This is a genomic window from Nocardia sp. NPDC003345 (genome assembly GCF_053589395.1).
Window position 1 is genome coordinate 1 of record NZ_JBSFRU010000356.1, and the last position, 6,328, is coordinate 6,328.

Sequence of the window (6,328 nt, forward strand, 5' to 3'; positions counted from 1 at the left end):
CGCCGACCAGGGTGTCCCCGGCGGAAACCCCTCGCGTGGCGCGCCCGTCGACTCGTCATAGACGTATCGGCAGACCGGACAGCGATACGCCCTCATCACACCGCCTCCCGCGCGACCACGCCGTCCTGGTGTGCGCCCACCCCGTATCGCGTCAGCACCCGTTGCCGCGCGCGGGGATGGATATTGGCGCGGGAGATATCGCCGTCGTAGTGCGCGAGGACGCGTCTGTCCATAACCCGCCGCCACAGCGGCGGGACATAGGCGAGCAGGATCATGCCGGCGTAGCCCGCGGGCAGCGCGGGCGCCTCCTCTCGGCTGCGCAGGGTCTGATAGCGGCGGGTGGGATGGGTGTGGTGATCGCTGTGCCGCTGCAGGTGATAGAGGAAGATATTGGTGATCAGATGGTCGCTGTTCCAGCTGTGCCTCGGGCCGGGACGCTCGTACCGGCCGGAGGTGGTGCGTTCGCGGGCGAGGCCGTAGTGCTCCAGATAGTTCACCGCCTCCAGCAGGCCGAACCCCATCACCGCCTGTAGTGCCAGATAGGGCAGCAGGGCGGGCCCGAACACCGCGACCAGAGCGGCGAACAGGGCGGCGGTCAGCAGCCAGGCCGTGAGAACGTCGTTGCGCGGGCTCCACGCACCACGGCCCAGCCGCTGCAACCGGGTGCGCTCCAGCTCCCAGGCCGAGCGCACTCCCCCGCGCACCGAACGCGGCAGGAATGCCCAGAAGCTTTCGCCCAGCCGGGCACTGGCCGGATCCTCGGGGGTGGCCACCCGCACATGATGGCCGCGGTTGTGCTCGATGTAGAAGTGTCCGTACCCGGTCTGCGCCAGCGCGATCCTGGACAGCCTGCGCTCCATACCGACCTTCTTGTGCCCGAGTTCGTGGGCGGTATTGATACCGATGCCGCCGATCACCCCGACTGTCAGAGCCAGCCCGATCTTGTCGAACAGATGCAGCTCACCGTCTATACCGGGCAGCAAGAGGTTGTCGGCGGTGATCAGATAGCACGCCGTTATCAGCGTGGCGTACTGGCAGGGCAGGTACAGATACGTCAGATAGCGGTAGTACCGGTCGTTCTCCAGTGCCTCCAAGACCTCGTCGGGCGGATTCGAGCTGTCGGAGCCGAAGGCCAGATCGGCGAGCGGAATCACCAGGTACACCAGGAGCGGCCCGAGCCAGAACGCGATGCGGACGAGATCGTGCCAGCCGGACAGGCCGGCCACCCAGACCAGCGGCACCCCGACGGTGAACAGGCCGGTGGGTGCGAACAGCCCCCACAGCCACAGGTAACGCTTGGGGTCCCGCCATGGTCGGGGCGGAGCCGATTCGGAGGTGTCGGCAGACATCGCTGTCTCGCTTCTAGTTAGGGCCCGGCAGGGATCCCTGCCGTCGCGCTTCCTGACGCAGCGGTGTTTTCCACTGGTACCGACGGTAGGCGCGGGAACGCCCTCGAGCAGCGAGGTTTATGGCTTTGCAAGAGATCGGATCGCCCTTGACGCATGTTGTTGACCAAGGCGTGACCTGCGGCCCCGGTCGAACCGGTCCGGGTCACCGCTCGACCGCGGACGGCCGGGCAGTGACGTCGGTCAGCGGATCAGCACATCGGAGTCGGCCGGCAGGGCGTCCACCGGCCACCACCGCAGATCGGTCGATTCGGCGCTGCGTACCGGGACCGCACCGGGCGGCGCGGTGAAACGGAACAGCAGGTCCAGATGCCGGGTCGGGACGCCCAGCGAACAGGTGATCGGGTGGGCCTGGGCGGCGTAGAGCCCCGCTTCCGCGCGCAGGCCGGGGATACCCGACTCCTCGGTGGCCTCCCGCAGGGCGGCGTCGGCCACCGTCTCGTCGCTCTCTTCGCAGTGCCCGCCGAGCTGGATCCAGCGGCCCACCCGGGGGTGCAGGGTGAGCAGCACGTCACGGCCGTCCGCGGAGAACACCACCGCCGAGGCGGTGATATGCCCGGGGGCGTGCTCCCGCAGGCAACCGCGCGGCGCCGATCCGAGGAAGGCCAGCATCGCCTCCCGCAGCGAGGACTCGGGCCCGGTCTCGGGTTTCCAGCCGGTGAGCAGCCCGGTCGCCGATTCGTGCAGCGATCGGGCGCTCACAGCTCCACCAGGCCGGAGTCGGGGTCGCGCGGGTCGCGGGGGGTGAGTTCGTCGAGCGGATGCCCGATGGCGACGGCCCCCAGTGGAGTCCAGTCGTCGTCGAGCCCGAGCACCTCCCGGGTGACCTCCGGGGCGAAGATCGTCGATCCGATCCAGCAACTGCCCAGCCCCTCGGCGGCAAGAGCCACCAGCAACCCCTGGACCGCCGCTCCCACCGCGACGGTGAACATGGTCCGCTCGGCGGCACGGCGCCGTTCGTCGGGATAGTCGTGGGCGCCGTCGGGCACGCAGAACGGGATGATCACCTCGGGGGCGTCGAAGAGGATCCGCCCGCGCTCCACGCGGCGGCGTATCCGGTCCGGATCCAGCCCGTCGCGGGTGAGGTCGGCGCGCCAGGCATCCGACATCGCGGTGAGCAGCCGGTCCCGCCGGGCCCGGTCGCGCAGCCACACGAAACGCACCGGCCGCGTGTGATGCGGCGCCGGCGCGGTGAGCGCCACGGCCGTCGCCGCGCGGATCCGCTCCGGGTCCACCGGGGCATCCGCGAAGGCGCGAACCGAACGCCGCATCAGCACCGCCTCGCCCCGGCCACGCTGCAGCGCCTCGGCGGTGCCGAGCCAGAAGAGATCGTCGGTGCCCGCGCGCACCAGGTCGGCCGCGGTCGAGCCGTCATCGGTGAACGTGAGCCCGCGCACCACCGCGATCGGCACCCCGCCCAGTTTTCCCTTGACCAGATCCGCGGCCGCCGCGAGTTCGTCGGCGACGGCGACCTGGGTGACCTGGAGTTCGTTGCCCTGTCCATCCACGGTGCCCGAATAATCGTGCAGCACACGCAATCCCGCCGATCCGATCGCGACATCGGTCTGCCCGTTGCGCCACGCGCGGCCCATGGTGTCGGTGACCACCACCGCGATATTCACCCCCAGCCGGGTGGCCAGCGCCGAACGCAGCCCCTTCGCGCTGCCGTCCGGATCGGCCGGGAGCAGGACCAGTTCGTCGCGCTCCACATTCGACCCGTCCACGCCGGAGGCCGCCTGCACGATGCCGAGCCGGTTCTCGGTGATCAGAGTGCGCCCGCGCCGCGCCACCACCCGCACCGATTCCTGTTCCACCAACCGCCGCCGCGCGGTGTCGCGCTCCTCCGGATCGGTTGGCGCGGGCACTATCCGGCCCTCGGCCTTGGCGACGATCTTGCTGGTGACGACGAGGATATCGCCGTCCTCGAGCCAGGGCGCCCGGGCGGCGATCTGCTCGGCCAGGTCGTCGCCGGGACGGAATTCCGGCAGCCCGGTGATGGGCAGGATCCGCAGTTGCGCCGCGGCGTGATCCGGGATCACCGGGGGTGCGTAGGACTCGGTCACGGTTTCACTCCCGCCAGTTCCAGTGCCGCACGCACCATTTCGGCGGTGGTCGGCGGATCGGTCATCAGTAGCGGCACACTGCGCACCTCCACGCCGGGCACCTCGGCGGTATCGGTGGTGTGGATCAGCCAACCGTCGAGAATGCCTGTGGCCGAACGGGATCCGTAGTGCCGGCCGACCGCCTCGGCCGTGGTCTCGACGCCGATCACGGACAGGCACTCGTCGGCCATACCGCGCAGCGGCTTGCCGTCGATCACCGGGGAAATCCCGATCACCGGTGCATCGGTAGTGCGCAACGCACCCCGGATTCCGGGTACCGCGAGGATGGAACCCACGCTCACGACGGGGTTCGACGGCGCGAGTAATACCACATCTGCATCGTTTATGAGTTCAATCACATTAGGTGCCGGTTTGGCCTCATCCGCCCCGATTGTGGCGAATCCGTGAGTTCGGACGTCCGCGCGGTACCGAACCCACCACTCCTGGAAATGGATCGCGCGGCGTTCGCTGGGGTTGTCGGGATCACTGATAACAACATGCGTTTCGCAGCGATCGTCGGTTGCCGGGAGGAGTTCCACACCCGGTTGCCATCGATTGCAGAGCGCTTCGGTAACTGCCGAGAGCGGATACCCGGCGCGCAACATTTCGGTACGAACGAGATGTGTGGCGATATCCCGATCCCCCAGTCCGAACCAGTCCGGCTGGGCATGGTATTTCGCCAACTCCTCCTTCGCGTGCCAGGTTTCCCCCAGCCGCCCCCAGCCGCGCTCCGGATCAATTCCACCGCCGAGCGTATACATGCAGGTATCGAGGTCGGGGCAGATTCTAAGCCCATGCATCCAGACGTCGTCGCCCACATTGACGACGGCGGAAACCCGCGCTTCGGGCAGCAGCTCCCGGACGCCCAGCAGGAACCGCGCGCCACCCACTCCGCCGACCAGGACGGCGATACGGGGACCATTGGCAGCTCCGATGTCCGCTTGTTGTGAAGTCACATCTGTACACACTATGCCGCCCGGGAAATAGTGCGCGTTCGGCTATATTTGCCGCTCATTTGCTATTCGGGTCACAAGATCGACTCGGAATGCCGCGCGGGATAGTAACGGAATAGTGACGGTGGCTTGACCATCGGCACCGGCGGCGTGTCTAATCACAGACATGTCATTCCGGGTCGCGCGGGAAGCACAAGGCGCGCACGGAAATTCGAACGGATGTTCGAACAGGAATGGCGGCTCGGGGAAGTCCGCGAGACAACGTCGCGGAGTTTGGCCGTCGGTATGCGTGTGGATCGACGGAAAGAAATCATTCTGCGCTAACACACAGTGAGGAGGCGGAGCGATGGCCGAAGAACTGGCCCCGGCCGGCATTCCGGTGGGTGTATCGCGAACCGATTCCACGGCAGGCGCAGCACGAGGCGCCGCTGCCGATAACGGCTGGACCGATCGCGATCGGAGCGAGCGAGAATCGACGCCCCGGCTCAGCTTGATCGTGACGGGTTTCGACGAGATGTTCGACTCCATCGAAGAACAGTGGCAAGAACGCGCACTGTGCGCGGAGACCGACCCGGAAGCCTTCTTTCCGGAAAAGGGCGGATCCACTCGCGAAGCCAAGAGAATCTGCATGGGCTGCGAGGTCCGCGACGAGTGCCTGGAATACGCGCTCGCACACGATGAGCGCTTCGGTATCTGGGGCGGCCTGTCGGAGCGGGAGCGCCGGCGCCTCAAGCGCGGTATCGGCTGACGACACCGCTCGCGTCGGTGCGCCCCGGAGCACGTGGCCGGGGCGGGCCGTCGCGGTCGGCGATCACTGACTAAATTGGCGGTCATGGCACGATCCCGCAACCGCAGACCACCGACCGCCCGGTCGGTCGGCCGTCGCGGCCGTGGCGTGCGCGGGCCGATGCTGCCTCCCACCGTCCCCGCTTGGCGCACCCGCGGCCAGAAATTCGACCGCCTGGTCCTCGAGGCGTTCGCCCCACTGGACACCCGCTGGCACGACCGGCTCACCAAATTGGATATCGCCGTCGACGATGTCCCGAAAATCCGCCCCCTCCACCCCGATACGGTCACCTGGCCGGACGAGGTGGTCGCCGACGGGCCGGTTCCACTGTCCCGGCTCATCCCCGCCGGCGTCGACCGGCACGGCACACCCATCCGCGCCCGGGTGGTCCTGTTCCGCAAACCCCTCGAACTACGCGCGGGCGATCCCGACGACCTCGTGGAACTGTTACGCGAGGTACTGGTCCAGCAGATCGCCACCTACCTGGGAGTCGACCCCGACATCATCGACCCCGAACCAGAGTAGACGGGTTACCTTGCCCGCCTTCGGGTGATGGACGCTACTCACATACATGAGCGTGTCTACTCCACCCCGGACTGTCCGTCGGGTTACTCTCGACTTCGTGATCTCCATGCGTCGTTGCTGCCGACCAGGCTGCAAGAATCCGGCCGTCGCGACGCTCACGTATGTCTACTCGGACTCCACCGCCGTGGTGGGCCCCCTGGCGACGGTCGCCGAACCCCACTCCTGGGACCTCTGCGCAACCCACGCCTCCCGGATCACCGCCCCCAAAGGCTGGGACATGGTCCGGCACGAAGGCGGATTCGCCACCAGCCCCGACGACGACGATCTCACCGCGCTCGCCGAAGCGGTCCGGGAAGCCGGGCTACGGCGCCGGCCCCCCGAACCCGAACAGCGGGGGTACCGGGAACACACTCCACCTCCACGGCCCACTCGTACGGGGCGGCGGGGGCATCTTCGGGTCCTACCCGATCCGCCCAACTGAGGGTGTGTTTTTTGGCGCGCCTCCGGCGCGCGGGGTTCGGCCCTCTAAGCGTCTGCTGTCAGCGCTCGAGACTC

General features: G+C 67.9%; 8 protein-coding genes. 3 read left to right on the forward strand and 5 right to left on the reverse strand.

What is annotated here, in order from left to right:
• The 5 genes from ACWDU1_RS27760 to cofD form a co-directional block, all read right to left on the reverse strand.
• Positions 1 to 96, reverse strand: a 96-nt coding sequence (locus ACWDU1_RS27760; RefSeq protein WP_450002933.1) for a rubredoxin, incomplete at its 3' end; no start/stop codon positions are given.
• On the reverse strand, positions 96 to 1,349 hold the full coding sequence (locus ACWDU1_RS27765; protein WP_450002927.1) for an alkane 1-monooxygenase: 1,254 nt from the start codon (positions 1,347 to 1,349) through the stop codon (positions 96 to 98). The genes ACWDU1_RS27760 and ACWDU1_RS27765, both read right to left, overlap by 1 nt.
• A 240-nt stretch (positions 1,350 to 1,589) precedes the next feature.
• Positions 1,590 to 2,108, reverse strand: coding sequence for an NUDIX hydrolase (locus ACWDU1_RS27770; protein ID WP_450002928.1), 519 nt, complete (start codon positions 2,106 to 2,108; stop codon positions 1,590 to 1,592).
• Positions 2,105 to 3,469: a coenzyme F420-0:L-glutamate ligase gene (locus ACWDU1_RS27775; protein WP_450002930.1), complete on the reverse strand. Its 1,365-nt coding sequence runs from the start codon at positions 3,467 to 3,469 to the stop codon at positions 2,105 to 2,107. The genes ACWDU1_RS27770 and ACWDU1_RS27775 overlap by 4 nt, the downstream gene beginning before the upstream one ends.
• Positions 3,466 to 4,443 carry a 2-phospho-L-lactate transferase gene (gene cofD / locus ACWDU1_RS27780; protein WP_450002935.1) on the reverse strand — a complete coding sequence of 326 codons (978 nt, stop codon included), beginning with the start codon at positions 4,441 to 4,443 and terminating at the stop codon, positions 3,466 to 3,468. The genes ACWDU1_RS27775 and cofD overlap by 4 nt, the downstream gene beginning before the upstream one ends.
• Before the next feature lie 532 nt (positions 4,444 to 4,975).
• On the opposite strand from cofD, the gene ACWDU1_RS27785 reads away from it, so the two are divergent.
• The 3 genes from ACWDU1_RS27785 (at position 4,976) to ACWDU1_RS27795 (ending at position 6,254) form a co-directional block, all read left to right on the forward strand.
• Positions 4,976 to 5,209 carry a WhiB family transcriptional regulator gene (locus ACWDU1_RS27785; RefSeq protein WP_033243613.1) on the forward strand — a complete coding sequence of 78 codons (234 nt, stop codon included), beginning with the start codon at positions 4,976 to 4,978 and terminating at the stop codon, positions 5,207 to 5,209.
• A gap of 84 nt (positions 5,210 to 5,293) precedes the next feature.
• Positions 5,294 to 5,773 carry a metallopeptidase family protein gene (locus ACWDU1_RS27790; RefSeq protein WP_450002932.1) on the forward strand — a complete coding sequence of 160 codons (480 nt, stop codon included), beginning with the start codon at positions 5,294 to 5,296 and terminating at the stop codon, positions 5,771 to 5,773.
• Positions 5,774 to 5,879: 106 nt separating this feature from the next.
• Positions 5,880 to 6,254: a DUF3499 domain-containing protein gene (locus ACWDU1_RS27795; protein WP_450002937.1), complete on the forward strand. Its 375-nt coding sequence runs from the start codon at positions 5,880 to 5,882 to the stop codon at positions 6,252 to 6,254.
• Positions 6,255 to 6,328: the final 74 nt, after the last annotated feature.

Coding starts and splice junctions, on each gene's coding strand:
- ACWDU1_RS27765 (WP_450002927.1), bottom strand. CDS start 1,349: ATGTCTGCCGACACCTCCGAATCGGCTCCGCCCCGACCATGGCGGGAC.
- ACWDU1_RS27785 (WP_033243613.1), top strand. CDS start 4,976: ATGTTCGACTCCATCGAAGAACAGTGGCAAGAACGCGCACTGTGCGCG.
- ACWDU1_RS27790 (WP_450002932.1), top strand. CDS start 5,294: ATGGCACGATCCCGCAACCGCAGACCACCGACCGCCCGGTCGGTCGGC.
- ACWDU1_RS27795 (WP_450002937.1), top strand. CDS start 5,880: ATGCGTCGTTGCTGCCGACCAGGCTGCAAGAATCCGGCCGTCGCGACG.